This is a genomic window from Streptomyces sp. NPDC004031 (assembly GCF_053604375.1).
Map to the genome: position 1 here is coordinate 252,130 of NZ_JBSGHL010000001.1, position 19,924 is coordinate 272,053.

Annotated in this window: 20 protein-coding genes; 17 read left to right on the forward strand and 3 right to left on the reverse strand. The window is 72.9% G+C overall.

The window, feature by feature from the left end:
- Positions 1–64: 64 nt before the first annotated feature.
- Together ACWERV_RS01095 and ACWERV_RS01100 are read left to right on the forward strand one after the other, a co-directional pair.
- Positions 65–781, forward strand: coding sequence for a DedA family protein (locus tag ACWERV_RS01095; protein ID WP_452927129.1), 717 nt, complete (start codon positions 65–67; stop codon positions 779–781).
- A gap of 7 nt (positions 782–788) precedes the next feature.
- A complete protein-coding gene (locus tag ACWERV_RS01100; protein WP_398176618.1) occupies positions 789–2,300 on the forward strand; it encodes a threonine/serine exporter family protein in 1,512 nt (503 codons plus the stop codon).
- Positions 2,301–2,578: 278 nt separating this feature from the next.
- Here the strand turns inward: ACWERV_RS01100 and dacB are convergent, their stop codons facing one another.
- Positions 2,579–3,994: a D-alanyl-D-alanine carboxypeptidase/D-alanyl-D-alanine endopeptidase gene (dacB, locus tag ACWERV_RS01105; protein ID WP_452927131.1), complete on the reverse strand. Its 1,416-nt coding sequence runs from the start codon at positions 3,992–3,994 to the stop codon at positions 2,579–2,581.
- Between the two features lie 87 nt (positions 3,995–4,081).
- On the opposite strand from dacB, the gene ACWERV_RS01110 reads away from it, so the two are divergent.
- The 6 genes from ACWERV_RS01110 to folE all read left to right on the forward strand — a co-directional run bounded on the left by ACWERV_RS01110 (position 4,082) and on the right by folE (position 10,883).
- Entirely contained in the window at positions 4,082–4,576 is a 495-nt protein-coding gene (locus ACWERV_RS01110; RefSeq protein ID WP_398176622.1) for an inorganic diphosphatase, read from the forward strand.
- Positions 4,577–4,754: 178 nt separating this feature from the next.
- Positions 4,755–5,939: a zinc-dependent metalloprotease gene (locus ACWERV_RS01115; protein WP_452927134.1), complete on the forward strand. Its 1,185-nt coding sequence runs from the start codon at positions 4,755–4,757 to the stop codon at positions 5,937–5,939.
- Positions 5,940–6,176: 237 nt separating this feature from the next.
- Positions 6,177–7,172, forward strand: coding sequence for a tRNA lysidine(34) synthetase TilS (gene tilS, locus ACWERV_RS01120; protein WP_452927137.1), 996 nt, complete (start codon positions 6,177–6,179; stop codon positions 7,170–7,172).
- Between the two features lie 59 nt (positions 7,173–7,231).
- Positions 7,232–7,786 (forward strand): hypoxanthine phosphoribosyltransferase, encoded by a 555-nt coding sequence (hpt, locus tag ACWERV_RS01125; RefSeq protein ID WP_398176628.1) that lies wholly within the window; start codon positions 7,232–7,234, stop codon positions 7,784–7,786.
- A 247-nt stretch (positions 7,787–8,033) separates the two neighbouring features.
- Positions 8,034–10,100 (forward strand): ATP-dependent zinc metalloprotease FtsH, encoded by a 2,067-nt coding sequence (gene ftsH / locus ACWERV_RS01130; RefSeq protein WP_452927140.1) that lies wholly within the window; start codon positions 8,034–8,036, stop codon positions 10,098–10,100.
- Positions 10,101–10,274: 174 nt separating this feature from the next.
- Positions 10,275–10,883: a GTP cyclohydrolase I FolE gene (folE, locus tag ACWERV_RS01135; RefSeq protein WP_398176632.1), complete on the forward strand. Its 609-nt coding sequence runs from the start codon at positions 10,275–10,277 to the stop codon at positions 10,881–10,883.
- A 20-nt stretch (positions 10,884–10,903) separates the two neighbouring features.
- Here the strand turns inward: folE and ACWERV_RS01140 are convergent, their stop codons facing one another.
- Positions 10,904–12,025, reverse strand: a complete 1,122-nt coding sequence (locus ACWERV_RS01140; RefSeq protein ID WP_452927143.1) for an alpha/beta hydrolase — start codon at positions 12,023–12,025, stop codon at positions 10,904–10,906.
- A 210-nt stretch (positions 12,026–12,235) separates the two neighbouring features.
- On the opposite strand from ACWERV_RS01140, the gene ACWERV_RS01145 reads away from it, so the two are divergent.
- From ACWERV_RS01145 to ACWERV_RS01185, 9 genes are all read left to right on the forward strand, one after another.
- Positions 12,236–14,152: a phosphatidylglycerol lysyltransferase domain-containing protein gene (locus tag ACWERV_RS01145; protein ID WP_452927145.1), complete on the forward strand. Its 1,917-nt coding sequence runs from the start codon at positions 12,236–12,238 to the stop codon at positions 14,150–14,152.
- A 24-nt stretch (positions 14,153–14,176) separates the two neighbouring features.
- The gene (gene folP / locus ACWERV_RS01150; RefSeq protein ID WP_452927147.1) at positions 14,177–15,121 is read left to right on the forward strand and encodes a dihydropteroate synthase; all 945 of its coding nucleotides are present in this window, start codon (positions 14,177–14,179) and stop codon (positions 15,119–15,121) included.
- Positions 15,118–15,588, forward strand: a complete 471-nt coding sequence (locus ACWERV_RS01155; RefSeq protein ID WP_398176640.1) for a nuclear transport factor 2 family protein — start codon at positions 15,118–15,120, stop codon at positions 15,586–15,588. Before folP ends, ACWERV_RS01155 begins: the two co-directional genes overlap by 4 nt.
- Positions 15,589–15,672: 84 nt before the next feature.
- Positions 15,673–16,032: a dihydroneopterin aldolase gene (gene folB / locus ACWERV_RS01160; RefSeq protein WP_398177594.1), complete on the forward strand. Its 360-nt coding sequence runs from the start codon at positions 15,673–15,675 to the stop codon at positions 16,030–16,032.
- Positions 16,029–16,640 carry a 2-amino-4-hydroxy-6-hydroxymethyldihydropteridine diphosphokinase gene (gene folK / locus ACWERV_RS01165; RefSeq protein ID WP_452927151.1) on the forward strand — a complete coding sequence of 204 codons (612 nt, stop codon included), beginning with the start codon at positions 16,029–16,031 and terminating at the stop codon, positions 16,638–16,640. The genes folB and folK overlap by 4 nt, the downstream gene beginning before the upstream one ends.
- Before the next feature lie 69 nt (positions 16,641–16,709).
- Positions 16,710–17,201, forward strand: coding sequence for a DUF3180 domain-containing protein (locus tag ACWERV_RS01170; protein WP_398176644.1), 492 nt, complete (start codon positions 16,710–16,712; stop codon positions 17,199–17,201).
- Between the two features lie 206 nt (positions 17,202–17,407).
- The gene (locus tag ACWERV_RS01175) at positions 17,408–17,494 is read left to right on the forward strand and encodes a putative leader peptide (RefSeq protein ID WP_398177597.1); all 87 of its coding nucleotides are present in this window, start codon (positions 17,408–17,410) and stop codon (positions 17,492–17,494) included.
- Between the two features lie 66 nt (positions 17,495–17,560).
- On the forward strand, positions 17,561–18,076 hold the full coding sequence (locus tag ACWERV_RS01180) for a cupin domain-containing protein (protein WP_398176646.1): 516 nt from the start codon (positions 17,561–17,563) through the stop codon (positions 18,074–18,076).
- Entirely contained in the window at positions 18,076–18,507 is a 432-nt protein-coding gene (locus ACWERV_RS01185; RefSeq protein WP_452927155.1) for a rhodanese-like domain-containing protein, read from the forward strand. The genes ACWERV_RS01180 and ACWERV_RS01185 overlap by 1 nt, the downstream gene beginning before the upstream one ends.
- Before the next feature lie 217 nt (positions 18,508–18,724).
- Here ACWERV_RS01185 and ACWERV_RS01190 read toward each other — a convergent pair whose 3' ends face one another.
- Positions 18,725–19,849: an ABC transporter ATP-binding protein gene (locus ACWERV_RS01190; RefSeq protein ID WP_452927158.1), complete on the reverse strand. Its 1,125-nt coding sequence runs from the start codon at positions 19,847–19,849 to the stop codon at positions 18,725–18,727.
- Positions 19,850–19,924: the final 75 nt, after the last annotated feature.

Genomic DNA, 19,924 nt, shown 5'->3' on the forward strand with positions numbered 1-19,924 from the left:
AGGTAGTCCACCGCACACTGGTTGCGGAACGTTTGTATCAACACTCCATTGATACTTTTGGAGCGTGACGAACCTCGCGCTCGGTCCGAGCTGGCTCTCTCCCGACCACCTGATCAACACATACGGCCTGTGGGGCGTCCTGGTGATCGTGTTCGCGGAGTCCGGCCTGCTGATCGGATTCTTCCTGCCCGGCGACTCGCTGCTGTTCACCACCGGGCTCCTTGTGGCGGGTGGGACCCTCGACAAGCCGCTGGGCCTGGTGGCGGTGCTGATCGCGCTGGCCGCCGTCGTCGGGCAGCAGGTCGGCTACTGGTTCGGGCGCAAGGTGGGGCCCTCGCTCTTCCGGCGGCCCGACTCCCGGCTCTTCAAGATGGAGAACATCGAGAAGGCCCACGGCTTTTTCGAGCAGCACGGCTCGAAAGCCATCGTGATGGCGTGCTTCGTTCCGGTGGTCCGGACCTTTACGCCGATCGTCGCAGGCGTCAGCCGAATGAACTACCGCACCTTCGCCACCTTCAATGTCATCGGCGGCTCCCTGTGGGGCGCCGGCGTGACCCTGCTGGGCTACTGGCTCGGACAGATCGATTTCGTCAAGAACAACATCGAGGCGATCCTCGTCCTCGTCGTGCTCATCTCCGTCATCCCGCTCGGCATCGAATACCTGCGCGCCCGGCGCAAGGGACAGTCAGAGGGCCCGGCCGCCGGCGCGGCCGACTCCGGCGAACTGGCCGGCACCGCCGCCCAGCGCGGCGGCGGGCGCCACCGCGCGCAGAAGGGCTGAGGCAGCCGTGGCGGGCCCGCGCCCCGGGGACGGCTCGTCGGCGTACACGCCGCCCGAGCCGCTCGGCGGTGCGGGCTCGGCCTTCACCCCGCCCGAAGGCATCCCCGTCATCGCCCTGCCGCCCCACGACGCCCGGTGGCAGGACCGCATGCGGACCATGGTCCGGCTCTCCGTCACCGAGCGGCCCGTCCCCGAGGGCCTGCTCGCCCGCCAGGAGTCCGGGCACGCGCTGTCCGTCCCCCGCGTCCTCGACCTCACCCTGCGCATCGGCGAACTGCTCCTCGCGGGCGGCGAGGGCGCGGAGGACGTCGAGGCGGCGATGCTCGGGGTCGCCTACGCGTACGGGCTCGTCCGCGTCGAGCCCAACGTCACCTTCACCCTCCTCGGCATCTCCTACCAGCCCTCCCTCACCGAACCGCCGCTCAGCTCCACCCGCACGGTGCGGCGCCGCGGCACCGACTACACCCGGCTCGCCGCCGTCTACCACCTCGTCGACGACATCACCGCCGGGGACGTCACCCTGGAGGACGCGTACCGGCGGCTCGCCGACATCCGGCGCAACCGGCACCCGTACAGCAGCTGGTTCCTCACCGGCGCCGCCGGGCTGCTCGCGGGCGCCGCCAGCCTCCTCGTCGGCGGCAACCTGATCATCTTCCTCGCCGCCGCGCTCGCCGCGATGGTCGGCGACCGGCTCGCCTGGCTGCTCGCCGGGCGCGGACTGCCCGAGTTCTACCAGTTCGCCGCCGCGGCCATGCCCGCCGCCGCGATGGGCGTGCTCGTCGACCGCGCCCACTGGATCCCCGGGACGGCCGGGGTCCAGTCCTCCGCCGTCATCACCGGCGGGCTCTTCGCGCTGCTGCCCGGCCGCGCACTCGTCGCCGCCGTCCAGGACGGCCTCACCGGCTTCTACATCACCGCGTCCGCCCGCCTGCTCGAAGTCATCTACCTCGTCGTCGGCATCGTCATCGGCGTCACCCTCGTCCTCTACGCGGGCGTCCGCTTCGGCGTCACCCTCAACCCCGACCAGGCGCTCCGCGCGTACGACCAGCCATGGGTCCAGCTCATCGCCGCGATGGTGCTGACGCTGGCCTTCGCGGTACTGCTCCAGTGCGAACGGGGAGTGCTCGTGCTCGCCACCCTCAACGGGGGAGTCGCCTGGACCGTCTACGGCGTCCTGCACTTCCAGGCGGGCGGCAACCAGGTCGCCGCGACGGCCGCGGCCGCGGGGCTCGTCGGGCTCTTCGGCCAGCTCATGGCCCGCTACCGGTACGTGTCCGTACTCCCGTACGTGACCGCGGCGATCGGGCCGCTGCTGCCCGGGTCCGCGACGTACTTCGGGCTGCTCGCGGTGACCCAGGGGCACGCGTCGGCCGGGGCGACCCAGCTCACGCGCGCTGCCGCGCTGGCCCTCGCCCTCGCGATCGGCGTCAACCTCGGCAACGAGGTCGCCCGCCTCGCGCTCCCCACGCCGGGCCCGTCGGCCCCCCGCCTCGCCGCGAAGCGCACGCGCGGCTTCTGACCGGACGCCCCGGGGTGCCCCCGGAGGTGCTTTACGCGACCTTCCCGCCGTCGTGGCTTGTCGCGCAGTTCCCCGCGCCCCTGGTGTGTCGCCCTGCGCGGCATGCGCGAGCCCCTCTCCTTGCGGGCGAGTGCACTCGTTTTCAGGGGCGCGTGGGGGTACCTCCCAGGCGAAGCCCTGGGGGAGAACTGCGCGACAAGCCCCCACCGGGGGAAAGGCGAACGGCTACCGCACGTGGCAACCACCCAGGGGCGCACCGGACGAGGCGGGTGGGGGCGTCATCCCGTGGCCAGCTCGGACGCGAGCGCGTCCAGCGCGGATTCCGCCGCGGACGCGGATGTCGAGCCCTTGGTCATGAACGCGAAGGCGAGTATCCGGCCCGCCGGGGTGACCGTCACCCCGGCGATCGTGTTGACGCCCGTCAGCGTGCCGGTCTTCGCGCGGACCACCCCGGCCCCCGCGGCAGCGGAGAAACGGGAGGCCAGCGTGCCGGTGAACGCGGCGACGGGGAGCCCGTCGAGAACGGGGCGCAGCTCCGGGTGGTCCGGCGACGCGGCGAGGGCGAGGAGCCGGGTGAGCGCCGCGGGCGGCACCGCGTCGTCCCGGTCGAGCCCGCTGCCGTCGGTGAAGACGGCGTCCCCGAGCGGCACCCCGTACGTCCGCAGCGCCTGCGGAAGAGCCTGCGCGACACCGGCGAAGCTGAGCGGCTGCCCGGACGCTCGGGCGACCTGCCGGGCGAGCGCCTCGGCGATGTCGTTGTCGGAGTCCGTGAGCATGCGCTCGACGAGCTGGTCGAGCGGCGCCGAGTGGTGGACGGCGAGCCGCGCCCCACCCGCGCCGCTGGCCTTCTTCGGGCTGCCGGTCACGGTGATGCCGTGGGTTTCGAGGAGGTGCGCGAACTGCTGGGCGGCGGCGCGGGACGGGTCGAGGGAGCGGGTCGCGGGCCCGCTGCTGCCGGGGTCGAGGCGGCCCTCGGCGACCATGAGCGCGGTGACGGGCGCGAGGTTCTCGTTGACGCCGATGGGGTGGAGCGTGGGCCCCGAGTAGTACGAGGTGTCGTACCCGAGGTGCACGGAGGTCGTCCCGCGGGCGCGCAGCGCGGTGGCGGTGTCGGCGGCGAGGCCGTCGAGCGTGAGGGTGGGGTCGCCGCCGCCGACGAGCACGACCCGGTCGTCGTCGGTGGCGACCGTGCTGGTCGTGAGGGTGTACGCGTCGCCGAGCGTCCCGAGCGCGGCGACCGCGGTGGCGAGCTTGGTGGTGGAGGCGGGCGTCGACGCGGTGCCGGACCGGCGGTCGTACAGCACCTGCCCGCTCGCGACGTCGATCACGGACCCGGCGCGTACCGTCCCGAGGCCGGGCGCGGCCATGAGCGGCCGCAGCCGGGCGGTGAGGTCCGCGGCGAGCGAGGCGGGCGCCCGCCCGCTCCCGGCGGCGGCGAACACCGGCCCGGCGGTGGGCGCGTGGGCCCCGACGAGGTCGGTGTCCGCGCACGCCCCGCCGGATCCGCACGGCGTGCCGGGCGCGGCGTGCGGCCCGGCGTGCTTCGTCCCGGGCGAGCGCGATGCGGCCCAGGACCGTTCGGCCGTACGCTGGCCCGCGTCCCACGGTCCCGCCGCGGTCACCGCGACCGCGGCGAGCACCGCGCCCACCGCCGCCGATATCCCCACGACCTGCACCGTTCTGTTGAGCGGCACCCCCGACCAGCCCCTTTCGCGACCACCCACTTGCGTGGGAGACACTTAACCACCCGCACTATGCGCTGATCATGGAGGAGTACGGCCTTGGAGTTCGACGTCACGATCGAGATCCCGAAGGGTTCGCGGAACAAGTACGAGGTGGACCACGAGACCGGTCGTATCCGCCTGGACCGCAGGCTCTTCACCTCGACCAGCTACCCCGCCGACTACGGCTTCATCGAGAACAGCCTCGGCCAGGACGGCGACCCGCTGGACGCCCTGGTGCTGCTGGACGAGCCGACCTTCCCCGGCTGCCTGATCACCTGCCGCGCCATCGGCATGTTCCGTATGACGGACGAGGCCGGCGGCGACGACAAGGTGCTGTGCGTGCCGGCGTCCGACCCGCGGGTGGAGCACCTGCGCGACATCCACCACGTCAGCGAGTTCGACCGGCTGGAGATCCAGCACTTCTTCGAGGTCTACAAGGACCTGGAGCCCGGCAAGTCCGTCGAGGGCGCCGACTGGGTCGGCCGCGCCGAGGCCGAGGCGGAGATCGAGGACTCCTTCCGCCGCCTGAAGGAGCACGGGCCGGGCCACTGAGCGCGTGCGCCGCACCGCCTTCGCCGAGGGGCGGGCCGCGGGGGAGACCCCGTACGGCCCGCCCCTTCCGCGTTCCCGGGGGTTCCGCGGGGCTCCGCGGGCTTCTCCGGGTTCTTTCCGGGTTTCCCGCCCGGCTGCGGGCGCCCCAAAGCACGGACCGGCAACGTACCGTGAAGGCATGACGAGCATCGGTGGAAGCGAGATGGTCGACTGGAACCTCGCCGTGGCCACGGCGACCCGGCTCACCCGGCCGGGCCCGGAGGTGAGCCGGGACGAGGCGCGCGCGATCGTGGCCGAGCTGCGCGGGCACGCGCTCGACTCCGAGGCGCACGTACGCGGCTTCACCCGGATGTACGACGAGGACGCGCCGCCGCACGGCACCCCCGTGCTCGTCGTGGACCGCGCCGGATGGGTGAAGGCCAACGTGGCGGGCTTCCGCGAGGTCCTCAAGCCGCTGCTGGTCAAGATGCAGGAGCGCCGTCCCGGCGGCCCCGGCGGCGCCGTGCTCGGCACGGTCGGCGGCAAGGTCACCGGGGTCGAGGTCGGGATGCTGCTGAGCTTCCTGTCCTCCCGCGTGCTCGGGCAGTACGAGACGTTCGCCCCGCCGAGCCGGGAGATGCCCGCCGGACCGGTCAAGCCCGCCCCGGGGCAGTCGCGGGCCGGACGGCTGCTGCTCGTCGCCCCGAACATCGTGCACGTGGAACGGGAGCTGGACGTCGATCCGCACGACTTCCGGCTGTGGGTGTGCCTGCACGAGGAGACGCACCGCACCCAGTTCTCCGCGGTGCCGTGGCTGCGCGACCACATCGAGGCCGAGATCCAGGCCTTCCTCGGCGAGACCGAGCTGGACGCCTCGACCGTGGTGGAGCGGGTCCGGCAGGCCGTGCAGTCCTTCGGCGGGCAGAACGGCGCCAGGGAGCAGGAGGAGGCCGAGGCCCGCGAGGAGGAGCCGGACGGCGGGCGCAGCCTCGTCGATCTGGTGCAGACCGCCTCGCAGCGGGAGATCCTGGCCCGGCTGACCGGCGTGATGTCGCTGCTGGAGGGCCACGCCGACTACGTGATGGACGGTGTCGGGCCCGAGGTCGTGCCCTCGGTCGCGGAGATCCGGGAGAAGTTCAGCCGCCGCCGGGCCAGCGGCGCCGGACGCCTCGACCAGGCGCTGCGCCGGCTGCTGGGCCTGGACGCGAAACTGCGGCAGTACCGCGACGGCGAGCGCTTCGTGCGGGCGGTCGTCGACGAGGTCGGCATGGACGGCTTCAACAAGGTGTGGACGTCGCCGAACACGCTGCCCACCAAGGCGGAGATCGCCAAGCCCGCGGAGTGGGTCGCCCGGGTCCACGCCCGGCCCGCCGCCGACGGCTGACCGCGGGGCCCGTACGGGGTCGGCGCGCCGCCCGCCGCCCGCGCCCCCGGGCGGGGGCACGCGCCCCTGGTTCACCCGTCCGAGGGACCGTATGCGCAGGGTAGGGCGTGCGATGCTCGGGTAATGCCTGGGCTTCTGTCACCATCTGAATACCCTGCGTCATCAACTCCGGAACTTCACGAGCTTCCCGCGCTCGGCGACGTTCTCGCACCCAGCCTCCTCAGGAGGGAACCGGACATGGGACCCCACCCCACGGTCGCGGCGATACGCCTGGCGGTCCGCCGCGTCCTGCACGACGTCCTCGGCTCGTCCGCCGACCCGCACCCCCTGGTGCTCGCCGCATGCAGCGGCGGCGCCGACTCCATGGCGCTCGCCGCCGCCCTCGCCTTCGAGGGCCCCCGCCTCGGCGTGCGCTCCGGCGCGGTCACCGTCGACCACGGCCTGCAGGACGGCTCCGCCGTGCGCGCGCAGGAAGTGGCCGGACGGCTGCGCGCCCTCGGCCTCGACCCGGTCGACGCCGTCGGCGTGACCGTCGGCCGCCAGGGCGGCCCCGAGGCCGCCGCCCGCGACGCCCGCTACGCCGCCCTCGACGCCGCCGCCGAACGCTTCGGCGCCGCGGCCGTCCTGCTCGGCCACACCCGCGACGACCAGGCAGAAACGGTGCTGCTCGGACTCGCCCGCGGCTCCGGGATCCGGTCGCTGTCCGGCATGGCCGCGGTGTCCGGCGTCGGCGGCCGCTACCGCCGCCCCTTCCTGCTGCTCGACCGCGACACCGTCCGCCAGGGCTGCCTGGCCCAGGGCATCACGGTGTGGGAGGACCCGCACAACCACGACCCCGCCTACACCCGCTCGCGGGTCCGCCACGAGGCGCTGCCGGTGCTGGAGAAGTCGCTCGGCAAAGGCGTCGTCGAGGCCCTGGCCCGTACCGCCCAGCTCTCCCGGGACGACGCCGACGCCCTCGACCAGTGGGCCGCCGACGCCCAGGCCGACGCGGCGGGCGACGACGGCAGCCTCGACGTACGGCGGCTGTCCACGCTGCCCGCCGCGGTGCGCCGCCGGGTGCTGCGCCGTACCGCCATCGCCGCGGGCTCGCCGCCCGGCTTCCTCTTCGCCCGGCACATCGAAGAGGTGGACCGCCTGGTCACCGGCTGGCACGGCCAGAAGGCCCTCAACCTGCCGGGCGGCGTCGCCGTCCTGCGGGCCAGTGGCAGACTGTTCTTCTCGCCGTCGTAGCCATTGGGTGGGCCGACGTGCGCCGACGTGGACCCGAGCAGCTGAGGACGTACCAGGCAGTGAACGAGATCGACATGGGCACGGACCTGGAGAAGGTACTCATCTCCCAGGCCGAGATCGACGCGAAGCTCACCGAGCTGGCGGCGCAGATCGACCAGGACTACGCGGGCCGGGAACTGCTGATCGTGGGCGTCCTCAAGGGCGCGGTCATGGTCATGGCGGACCTGGCCCGTGCCCTGTCCACCCCCGTCACGATGGACTGGATGGCGGTGTCCTCCTACGGGGCGGGCACCAAGTCCTCCGGCGTCGTCCGCATCCTCAAGGACCTGGACACCGACATCGCCGGCCGCCATGTGCTGATCGTCGAGGACATCATCGACTCCGGCCTGACGCTCTCCTGGCTCATCAGCAACCTGGGCTCGCGCGGCCCGGCCTCGCTGGAGGTCTGCACGCTGCTGCGCAAGCCCGAGGCGGCCAAGGTGGAGATCGACGTCAAGTACACGGGCTTCGACATTCCCAATGAATTCGTCGTGGGATACGGCCTGGACTACGCCGAGAAGTACCGGAATCTGCCCTTCGTGGGCACCCTCGCGCCGCACGTCTACGGCGGCTGACCGGCCCTCCCGCCGGCCCCCTCGCGGGCCGGCCGGATCCGCCCGGGAGGCCCCGGGGAACCTGCGCCGATTTCCCGGCGTTGGAGCAGGAAAGCGGGTTGGTTAACAGTCGGCGGCGCCCTCGGGTGACAATGCTGGGGTACCGTCCGAAGGTCGGGTCATTACAACACCGGATGCACAGGCCGCCTGACAGGCGGTGAGGTGCCTCACTGTGGCAGGAGGGACGGGGCGGATACGCCCCGCATGGATGGACGTGAAGCGCTATTTCCGTGGGCCAGTCATGTGGATCGTGCTGGTTGTCCTCGCCGTGGTCGTGTTGATGCAGGTCGTCGGGTCCGGCGGCGGCTACAAGACGGTTGACACCGGCGCGGTCCTGCACGCGATCGACACCAATCAGGCCAAGTCCGCCGAGCTGACGACCGGCGACGACAACTCGATCAAGGTCCAGCTCAAGGACGGCGTCAAGATCGAGGGCAGCTCCAAGGTCCGTGCCAGCTACATCGGCGACCAGGGCGCGGCCATCGCCCAGGACCTCCAGAAGATCGTCGACGGCAAGGTCCCGGGGGTCCAGCTCCCGGACAAGTACACCGTCTCGCAGTCCAAGCAGAACGCCTTCGTCGGCATCCTGCTGTCGCTGCTGCCCTTCGTCCTGATCGTGGTGGTCTTCCTCTTCCTGATGAACCAGATGCAGGGCGGCGGCTCGCGCGTCATGCAGTTCGGGAAGTCCAAGGCCAAGCTGATCACCAAGGACACCCCCAAGACGACGTTCTCCGACGTCGCGGGCTGCGACGAGGCCGTCGAGGAGCTCCAGGAGATCAAGGAGTTCCTCCAGGAACCGGCCAAGTTCCAGGCCGTCGGCGCCAAGATCCCCAAGGGCGTGCTGCTCTACGGCCGCCCCGGTACCGGCAAGACGCTGCTCGCCAGGGCCGTCGCCGGTGAGGCGGGCGTCCCGTTCTACTCGATCTCCGGCTCCGACTTCGTCGAGATGTTCGTCGGTGTCGGCGCCAGCCGGGTGCGCGACCTGTTCGAGCAGGCCAAGGCCAACGCCCCGGCCATCGTCTTCGTCGACGAGATCGACGCCGTCGGCCGGCACCGCGGCGCGGGCCTCGGCGGCGGCCACGACGAGCGTGAGCAGACCCTCAACCAGCTGCTGGTCGAGATGGACGGCTTCGACGTCAAGGGCGGTGTGATCCTCATCGCCGCGACCAACCGGCCCGACATCCTCGACCCGGCGCTGCTGCGTCCGGGCCGCTTCGACCGGCAGATCGCGGTCGACCCGCCGGACCTGATGGGCCGCCTGGAGATCCTCAAGGTCCACCAGAAGGGCAAGCCCATCGCGCCGGACGTCGACATGATGGCCGTCGCCCGCCGCACCCCGGGCTTCACCGGCGCGGACCTCAGCAACGTGCTCAACGAGGCCGCGCTGCTGACCGCCCGCAGCGACAAGAAGCTGATCGACAACTCGGTGCTCGACGAGGCCATCGACCGCGTGGTGGCCGGTCCGCAGAAGCGCACCCGCATCATGTCGGACAAGGAGAAGAAGATCACCGCGTACCACGAGGGCGGTCACGCCCTGGTCGCGGCGGCTTCCCCCAGCTCCGACCCGGTGCACAAGGTCACGATCCTCTCCCGCGGCCGCGCCCTCGGCTACACGATGGTGCTGCCCGACGAGGACAAGTACTCGACCACGCGCAACGAGATGCTCGACCAGCTCGCGTACATGATGGGCGGCCGCGCCGCGGAGGAACTGGTCTTCCACGACCCGACCACCGGCGCGTCCAACGACATCGAGAAGGCCACCGCGACGGCCCGCGCGATGGTCACCCAGTACGGCATGACCGAGCGCCTCGGCGCGATCAAGTTCGGCTCCTCCGACTCCGAGCCCTTCCTCGGCCGTGAGATGGGCCACCAGCGCGACTACTCCGAAGAGGTCGCCGGGCTGGTGGACGAGGAGGTCAAGAAGCTGATCGAGACCGCGCACAACGAGGCCTGGGAGATCCTGGTCGAGAACCGCGACGTGCTCGACAACCTGGTGCTCGCCCTGCTGGAGCGGGAGACGCTGAACAAGGAGGAGATCGCCGAGATCTTCGCCCCGATCGTGAAGCGCCCGCCGCGTCCGGCCTGGACGGGCTCCGCCCGCCGTACGCCGTCCACCCGGCCCCCGGTGCTCTCGCCGAAGGAGCTGGCGCTGACCAACGGCAGCCAGCAGCCCGCCAACGGCAGCGGCCCGGCGGCGGTCACCACCGCCAAGCCCCCGGCCGAGCCCTCCGCCGAGCCGACGGCCCCGCCGGAGGACGGTCAGAGCGACGGCTGACCACCCGCACCCGCGGCGAAGCCGCAGGTCGGGGGGCAGCCCGGAATGAAGGTCGCGGTCCCAGGGTTCTACCCTGGGACCGCGGCCTTTTTCCGCAAGTGGCCGGGCTGTCGCCCCGCCGCCCCGGGCCGCACCGCTCACGGCATTGTCAGCACCGCAGGAACGAGGCACCCCATGACGGACCCCGTGACGCTCGACGGCGAGGGGACCATCGGCGAGTTCGACGAGAAGCGCGCCGCGGCCGCCGTGCGCGAGCTGCTCCTCGCCGTCGGCGAGGACCCGGACCGCGAGGGCCTGCGGGAGACGCCGGCCCGCGTCGCCCGTGCGTACCGCGAGATATTCGCCGGCCTGTGGCAGGAGCCCGAGGACGTCCTGACCACGACCTTCGACCTCGGGCACGACGAGATGGTGCTGGTCAAGGACATCGAGGTGATGTCCTCCTGCGAGCACCACCTGGTGCCCTTCGTGGGCGTCGCCCACGTCGGCTACATCCCCTCGTCGTCCGGCAAGATCACCGGCCTGTCCAAGCTGGCCCGCCTCGTCGACGTCTACGCCCGCCGCCCCCAGGTGCAGGAGCGGCTGACCACGCAGATCGCCGACGCCCTCATGCGCATCCTGGAGCCCCGCGGGGTGATCGTCGTGGTCGAGTGCGAGCACATGTGCATGACCATGCGCGGGGTGCGCAAGCCCGGCGCCAAGACGATCACCTCCGCGGTGCGGGGGCAGCTGCGGGACCCGGCCACCCGGTCCGAGGCGATGAGCCTCATCATCGGGCGCGGCTGAGCCCCGCACGTCCCCGGCGGTCAGGAGGCGGTCCCGCCCAGGCGGGCACTGATCCACTCCATCGCCGCCGGGATCTCGCGGTTCCAGGTGGTGAAGTTGTGGCCGCCGCTCGGCAGGATGATCGACGACACATGGGTCGGGGCCTCGCCCATGGCGATGAAGCGCAGGGTGTTCTTGTAGTTGCGCTCACCCTTGCGGCTGCTGGTCACCAGCAGGCTCACCGGCGGGTGCGGGCGGTGGCCGATCAGCCACATCAGGTCGTTCTCGCGGCGGCGCTCGGCGTCGCCCCCGTAGAGGTCGCCGGTCGTGGCGTCGAGCGCGGCGCCGTAGTCGGGGGACAGGCCCACCGCCACCGAGTAGCTGCCCGGGTCGCGCAGGGCGAGCTTCACGGCGCAGTAGCCTCCGGTCGAGTCGCCGATCACCGCCCAGTTCCGCGCCCCCGCGGCCACCCGGTAGCGGTCGGTGATCAGCGTCGGGACGTCCTTGGCGAAGTACGACTCGACCTGCGGGCCGCCCGGCACGTTCGTGCACTCGGTGTCCCGCGGCGGGGCCACCGTCGGCCGCATCATCACCAGCACCATCGGCCGGGAGCGGTGGTCCTTGACCAGCTGCGCGTTCACCGTCGGATACTTCAGCTTCTTGTAGAGCGACTCCGCCGTGCCCGGGTAGCCGGTGAGCACCAGCACCGCGGGGAAGCGGGCGGTCGGCTCACGGAAGTACTCGGGCGGCAGATAGACGTACGCCGTACTGGTGATGCCCGTCGTGCCGCCCGCCAGGGCCACCTTCTGGATCTGCCCGCCGCGCTTGGGGATCGCCCCGCCCGGCACCCCGGGGCGCACGGTGCCGAGCACCCGCATCCCGCCGTCCTGCGGTGAGCCGAGGCTGTGGTCGACCACCACACCCGGCGTGGTGTTGCGGCCGAAGAGATCGGCCCAGGAGGCGTAGAAGCCGAAGGACGTGTTGAGGGCGAGCCCGATCACGGCCATCAGGGACAGCTGGGTGCCCAGCAGGATCCCCACCCGGCCGAGGACCGGCACAAGGCCGCGGCGGGAGAGCCGTGGCCAGAGCCACACCGTGAGAATGAACAGCGTGAGGGCCAGCAGCGTGGCTGCCAGCAGCACCTTCTTGCTCGTGAGACCCATGTCGGCTGGAGACTTTCTGCGTCGGCGTCCAGTGATACGGTCCGGGACGCAACCCGAGCAGCCAGGTTTCCGTCCTAGAGGGCGCAAAAATTCGTACTGGAGCAGATTGCGGGATGTGCCCGTGATTTCCCGGTGATGCTGTGGTTTGGTGACTCATGTCTGTAGTGCTAGAGGGCGAAAGCCTGAAACAGGTTCCGCGGGCGGTGTGTGATGTCGGCTGACCGTCAGTGCCCAGAGCGCAGGCACCGCTGGCCGGTGCCGTCCCGGGCCGTGCCCAGGATCATCGGCACCGCCACGGCGGTCATCGGGCTGCTCGATGTGATCTCCGCGGTCTTCCCGGCCTTCCGCAACGGCCGGATGCACCACATGGCCGCGGTCTTCCCGGGCACCGTCAGCACCCTGGCCGGTGCGACCGCGATCGTCACCGGCATCCTGCTGCTGATGCTCGCGCACGCCCTCAAACGCGGAAAGGTCCGGGCGTGGTGGGCCACCGTCGCCCTGCTCCCGGTCGGCGCCGCCACCCAGCTGATCTACCGGCACTCGTACTTCGGCGCGTGCGTGTCCCTCGTGCTGCTCGCGGTGCTGGTGCGCAACCGGCGCGAGTTCACCGCGCTGTCCGACCCGCGCACCCGCTGGCGGGCGCTGCTCAACTTCGTCGGGCTCAGCCTCTTCGCCTTCGCCCTCGGCCTCGTCATCACCAGCGCCCACCCCGCCTCCGAACGCGGCAACCCCGGGCTGCTCGACCGCTGCCAGCACGTGCTGCTCGGCCTCTTCGGCGTCGAGGGGCCCGTCGAATACTCCAGCGACCGGGTCAACGACCTCGTCGGCTACTCCCTCGGCGGCCTCGGCCTGCTCATCGCCGCCTCCACCGCCTACCTCGCGCTGCGCCCGGCCCGCCCGGTCGCCGAGCTGAGCGAGGCCGACGAGGACCGGCTGCGCGCGCTGCTGGCCCGGCACGGCGCCCGCGACTCGCTCGGGCACTTCGCGCTGCGCCGCGACAAGTCCGTGGTCTTCTCGCCCAGCGGCAAGGCCGCCGTCTGCTACCGGGTGGTCTCCGGCGTGGCACTGGCCGGCGGCGACCCCATCGGCGACGTCGAGGCGTGGCCCGGCGCGATCGAATGCTTCATGGACCTGGCCCGCGCCCACGCCTGGCTGCCCGCGATCGTCGGGTGCAGCGAGACCGGCGCCGAGGTCTGGACCCGCGAGACCGGCCTGGACGCCCTGGAACTGGGCGACGAGGCCATCGTCGACACCGACCGCTTCACCCTCGAAGGCCGCGCCATGCGCAATGTGCGGCAGATGGTCAAACGCATCGAGCGCGCCGGGTACGTCACCCGGGTACGCCGCGTGCGCGACCTCGGCGAGGACGAGAAGCAGCAGGTCAGGCTGGCCGCCGACGCCTGGCGCGGCACGGACACCGAACGCGGCTTCTCCATGGCGCTGGGCCGCTTCGGGGAGGACGTGGACGGCGACTGCGTCGTCGTCACCGCCCACAAGGAGCCCGAGTCGGGCGCCGCCCACCCCGAGCTGGGCGACCTGCGGGCCGTGCTGCACTTCGTGCCCTGGGGCCGGGACGGGATGTCGCTGGAGATGATGCGCCGCGACCGCAGCGCCGACCCCGGCCTGAACGAGCTGCTGATCGTCGCCGCCCTCCAGCAGGCCCCCGGGCTCGGCGTGGCGCACGTGTCGCTGAACTTCGCGATGTTCCGCTCGGCGCTGGCCCGCGGCGAGCGGATCGGCGCCGGACCGGTGCTGCGCGGCTGGCGCGGGCTGCTGGTCTTCCTGTCCCGCTGGTTCCAGATCGAGTCGCTGTACAAGTTCAACGCGAAGTTCCAGCCCGAGTGGGTGCCGCGCTTCCTGGTCTTCCCCAACTCGCGCGACCTGCCCCGTATCGGCTTCGCGACCATGCAGGCCGAAGGCTTCGTGACGCTGTCGCTGCCGCTGCCCGACGCCGTCCAGCGCTTCCTGCCCGGCCGGGCCCGCCGCCCGCACCGTCAGCGTTCCGGTTACGCCGCCCCGCCCGACCACGCCGCCGCCCGTGCGGCGCGCGAGGCCTGCGAGGGCGCGCAGACCGGCGCGGACGGCGAGGGCCACGAGGGCGCGGACAAGCGGAGTGCGGTCGCCTGACCCGTACCGCCTACGCTGGGACGCATGAGTACCCAGCAGGGTCCCGCCGGACCCGTAGGACTGCCGCAGTGGGACCGCTGCGCGGTCATGGGCGTGGTCAACGTCACGCCGGACTCGTTCTCCGACGGCGGGCGGTGGTTCGACGCCGAGCTGGCCGTCAAGCACGGGCTGGACCTCGTCGCCCAGGGCGCCGACCTGGTCGACGTGGGCGGCGAGTCCACCCGGCCGGGTGCCGCGCGGGTGGACGAGGCCGAGGAGCTGCGCCGGGTGCTCCCGGTGGTGCGCGAGCTGGCCGCCGCCGGGGTGCTCGTGAGCGTGGACACGATGCGGGCGAGCGTCGCCGAGCAGGCCGTCGCCGCGGGCGCCTCGCTGGTCAACGACGTAAGCGGCGGCCAGGCCGACCCGGCGATGATCCCCGTCGTCGCGGCCGCCGGGGTGCCCTTCGTCGTCATGCACTGGCGCGGCCAGAGCATCGACATGAACAACCGGGCCGTCTACGCCGACGTGCTCCGCGAGGTCCTCGACGAACTGCGCGCCGCCCTGGACCGCGCGGTCGCCGGGGGCGTGGACCCCGCCCGAGTCGTCCTCGACCCGGGCCTGGGCTTCGCCAAGGAGACCCCGCACGACCTGGCGCTGCTCGCCCACCTCGGCGAGCTGCGCGCGCTCGGCCGCCCGCTGCTCGTGGCCGCCTCCCGCAAGCGCTTCCTCGGCCGCGTCCTGGCCGGTGACACCTCCGCCCCGCCGCCGCCCGCCCGCGAGCGCGACGCCGCCACCGCGGCCGTCACCGCGATCGCCGCCCGCGAGGGCGCCTGGGCGGTGCGGGTGCACGAGGTGCACGCGAGCGCCGACGCCGTACGCGTCGCCCACGCGATCTCCGCGGCGGCGGGCGGCACGGACCGGGGTGGTACGGACCCGGGGGGTACGGACCCGGACGGCCGGCGGGCCGAGGGCACGGGGGCGGGCGCATGACGGCGAAGACGGCGGAGGCACGCGCGGTCGAGCGGGCCAACCAGGCCTTCTACGACGCGGTGGAGAACTCCGACCTCGACGCCCTGGAGGAGGTCGTCCTCGACGGGCCGCTCGCCGAGACCGTCGCCGTCGTCCACCCCGGCTGGCCCGTGCTGCGCGGGCGCCGCGAGGTCATGCGGTCCTTCGCGCTCATCATGGCCAACACCGACTACATCCAGTTCTTCCTCACCGACGTCGAGATCGGCGTGGACGGCGACGCCGCCGTGGTCACCTGCACCGAGAACATCCTCACCGGCGGCCCCGCCGAGGAGGACGACCCGGCGGGCTCGTCCCTCGTCGGCGGCCTCGTCGTGGCCACCAACGTCTTCCGGCGCACCGCCGACGGCTGGCAGCTCTGGGTCCACCACGGCTCCCCGGTGCTCGCCGAACAGGACGACGAGACCGCAGCGGCCGAGAACGAGGAATGAGCGAGGGTGAGCGCGATGAACACGACGGGCACGGCGGGCACGGGGGACGCGGGGAACACCGGGAACGCGGCGGGCACGGCCGCGCTGGACACCGTCGCACTGCGCGGACTGAAGGTGCTCGGACACCACGGGGTCTTCGAGCACGAGCGGGAGCAGGGCCAGATCTTCGTGATCGACCTGGTCATGCGGCTGGACACCGCCCCGGCGGCAGCCGGTGACGACCTCGCCAGGACCGTGCACTACGGTGTGGTCGCCGAGGAGGTCGCGGCCGTCGTCTCCGGCGAACCCGTCGACCTCATCGAGACTCTTGCCCAGCGCATCGCCGACACCTGCCTGGGGCACGAGGCCGTGCAGGAGGTCGAGGTGACCGTACACAAGCCCGACGCGCCCATCGCCGTGCCCTTCGACGACGTGACCGTGACCATCACCCGGAGGCGCCCGTGACCGCCGAATGGCCGCAGCAGTCCGCAGACCCGACCGTCCAGCCCGTCCCCGCCGCGGTCGTCGCCGCCGTCGACGCGGCCGACAGCACCTTGCAGAACCCGCAGACCGCCGTCATCTCCCTCGGCGGCAACCTCGGCAACCGGCTGGAGAACCTCCAGGGAGCCGTCGACGCGCTGGAGGACACCCCCGGGGTGCGCGTCAAGGCCGTCTCCCCGGTCTACGAGACCGAGCCGTGGGGCGTGCCCGCGGACAGCCAGCCCGGCTACTTCAACGCCGTCGTCCTCATCCGCACCACCCTGCCGCCCGGCTCCCTGCTGGAGCGCGCCCACGCGATCGAGGAGGCCCACTCCCGGGTCCGCGCCGCGCACTGGGGCCCGCGCACCCTCGACGTGGACATCGTCGCCTACCAGGGCGTCCGCTCCGACGACCCCGTCCTCACGCTGCCCCACCCCCGCGCCCACGAGCGCGCCTTCGTCCTCGTACCGTGGTACGACGTCGACCCGGCCGCCGAGTTCCCCGGCCGCGGCCCCGTCGCCGACCTGATCGCCACGGTCGACCGGCACGGTGTCCAGCGCCGCGACGACCTGGAACTTCGGCTGCCCGAGTAGACGTTGCGTGAATGGCCGTGATCGGCCGGAAGTTCGTAGGGGGATGGTTTACATGGAGGCGGGCGCTCGGTGAGCACACTGCGAATCAGGACGCTGGCAGGGCTCTTCGCGGCCGCCCTGGTCGTGGCGTGGGCCGCGGCACGGCTGTGGGACACGCTGGGCACCCTGCCCGGCGTGCCCGTCGCCGCGCCCATCGTCCTGGCGGTGATAGCGGCCGCACTCCTCGCGACCGGCCTCTCCCTGCGCTCCCGGTTGCGGGCCCAGCGCGAACGCCGCCCCGGCGCGAAGGCCGTCGACCCGCTCGCCGCCGCCCGCGCCCTCGTCTTCGCCCAGGCCAGCGCGCTGGTCGCGGCACTCGTCGCGGGGATGTACGGCGGCACGTGCCTCTACCTCATCATGTACAAGCTCGACATGGACCCGCGCCGTCAGCAGGCCGTCTACGCGGGCCTCGCCTTCCTCGCGGGCGTCCTCGTGGTGGCCGCGGCGATCTTCCTGGAGCGCGTGTGCAAACTCCCGGAGGACCAGGACGGTCCGCCGGGAGCCCACCCGACCCGCCGCTGAGCCCCGGGGGGCTCGGGCCTTGGGCGCTCCGGGATGCCTCGCGCGGTGGGCGCCGCGATCTTCCCCCGGTGGGTGGTTGCGCGCGCCGTTCCCCGCGCCCCTGGGGGTGAACTGCGCGACCAGCCGCGAGGTCCCGCGAAGGACGGATGAGGCACCCCGTGGGGTGAGGTTGACCTCGGAGGGGGGTGCGTGGGAAGTTCGGGAACGTGAAGGTACGTACGCCCAAGCTGACCCGGAGGGTCCACCTGGACCTCCTCCGGTACGCGGGCTGCGTGTGTACGGCCGCGCGCTGACCGCACCGCGGTGTTCAGCGCGCCTCCGGGCCCGCCGTCAACCTTCGCATCCCCGGGTGGATACCCATGCTCACCTCACGCCGTAAGACCACCGCCCCCACCGCAGCGGAGCTGCTGGACTTCGCGCGGCGCACCGCCGCCGACACCGCGCTCGTACGCGATCTCCCGCTCGACCCGGACGGCCGCACCTGGGTGCGCCTGGAGGGCCCGGCAGGCTCCGAGGCCTGGCTCATCGGCTGGCCCCCGGGCGCCGAGACCGGCTGGCACGACCACGGCGGCTCGTACGGGGCGTTCGTCACCGCGGCCGGTGAGCTGACGGAACTCTCGCTCGCGGTGCCGCTGCCCGCCGAGGGCTGGCGGGCACTGGAGCTCGCCGACGGGGTGGACCGCAGCCGGGTCCTGCCGGAGGGCCGGGGGCGGGCGTTCGGGCGGCACCATGTGCACCAGGTAGAGAACCGCTCGCCGCGCAGCCACGCGGTGTCCGTGCACGCCTACTACCCGCCGCTGCCGCTCATGCGCCGCTTCAGCCGCAAGGGCGGCACGCTGCGGCTGGAGCTGGTCGAGCGCCCCGAGGAGTGGTGATGGCGCCTTCGCTGGCCGCGCACCTGGCCGCGCTGCGGGCCACCTACCGCAGGCTGGACCCGGCGGAAGCGGCGGCCGCGGCGGAGGCGGGGGCGCTGCTCGTCGACATCCGGTACGCGGCCCTGCGGGACCGGGACGGCACGATCCCGGGCGCGGTGATCGTGGAGCGCAACGAGCTGGAGTGGCGGCTCGACCCGGACGGCTCGCACCGGCTGCCGGAGGTCGGGTCGTACGGGCTGCCGGTGGTGGTCATCTGCAACGAGGGCTACGCCTCGACGCTCGCGGTGGCGTCGTTGCGGGAGCTCGGCCTGACGGCGGCGACGGATCTGGCAGGCGGCTTCCAGGCATGGCGCGCGGCGGGCCTCCCGGTGACCGCACCGGACGGCACCCCGACCCGCCCGTCAGCCTCGATCGCCGGTCCGGGCCACTGACCGTCAGCGGCGCTGACGGTCGGCCGGGCTGAGGGTGCGGGGGACCCGGCGCGTCGGGTGGGCCGATCGTCAGCCGCGCTGACGGTCACGGGGGCTGAGGGGCGCGGGCCCCGGTGCGCCGGCTCGGGTCGGGTCGGGTCGGGGCGACCGATCGTCAGCTCGGCTGCGCATCCGTGCCTGACCGTCAGCCGCGCTGACGGTCAGAACGCGCTGACGGTCAGCTCACCGACTCCACCGGGACGCCCGCGCGGACCGAGCGGCGTAGGGCCTCGTGGAGGCTCGCGGGGGTGAGGACGCCCGCGAAGCGGTCGCCGTCCAGGACGGCGACCCAGCCGGCGTCGTGCTGGAGCATCGTGCTCAGCGCCTGCTTGAGCGGCGCGCCGAGCGCGACACGGGCGGGCATCCGGCGGGTGTGGTCGGCGACGGCCCCACCGCGCGCGAGGTCGGCGGCGGGGACCCAGCCGTGCGGGGCGCCGTCCGCGTCGAGCACGACCGCCCACCGGGCGCCCTGCGCGCGCAGGGCCGCGGCCGCGGGCGACGCGGGCTCGTCGAGGCGCAGCAGCGGCGCCCGGTCGAGGTCGGCGGGGGTGATCGCGGTGACCGACAGCCGCTTGAGGCCGCGGTCGGCGCCGACGAACTCGGCGACGTAGGGGCTCGCCGGGTCGCCGAGCACGGCCGCGGGGGAGTCGTACTGCTCGACGCGGCCCGACCCGTAGACGGCCATGCGGTCGCCGAGGCGTACGGCCTCCTCGATGTCGTGCGTGACGAACAGCACCGTCTTGCGCACCTGCGCCTGGAGGGCCAGGAACTCGCTCTGGAGGCGTTCGCGCACGACCGGATCGACCGCGGCGAAGGGCTCGTCCATGAGCAGCACGGGCGGGTCGGCGGCGAGGGCGCGGGCCACGCCGACGCGCTGCCGCTGGCCGCCGGAGAGCTGGTCGGGGTAGCGGGGGCCGAAGACGGCGGGGTCGAGGCCGACCAGCTCCAGCAGTTCGGCGGCCCGCGCGCGGGCCGCCGCCCGCTTCCAGCCGAGCAGCGCGGGCACGGTCGCGGTGTTGTCGAGCACCGTGCGGTGCGGGAAGAGCCCGCCGTGCTGGATGACGTACCCGATCCCGCGGCGCAGCGCGACCGGCTCCACCGTCGCGATGTCGCGGCCGTCGAGCAGGACGCGCCCGCCGGTGGGCTCGATGAGCCGGTTGACCATCTTCATCGTCGTGGTCTTGCCGCAGCCGGACGGCCCGACGAGCGTGACCAGCTCGCCGTCGCCGACTTCGAGGTCCAGCCCGTCGACGGCGAGTGTGCCGTCGGGGTAGCGCTTGCTGACGTTCTCGAACCTGATCACCGCGCCCGCTCCCGTCCGTCCCGGTTTTCGGCTGTTTACACGTTATCCACAGCTTCCTGAGGGTATATCAGGGAT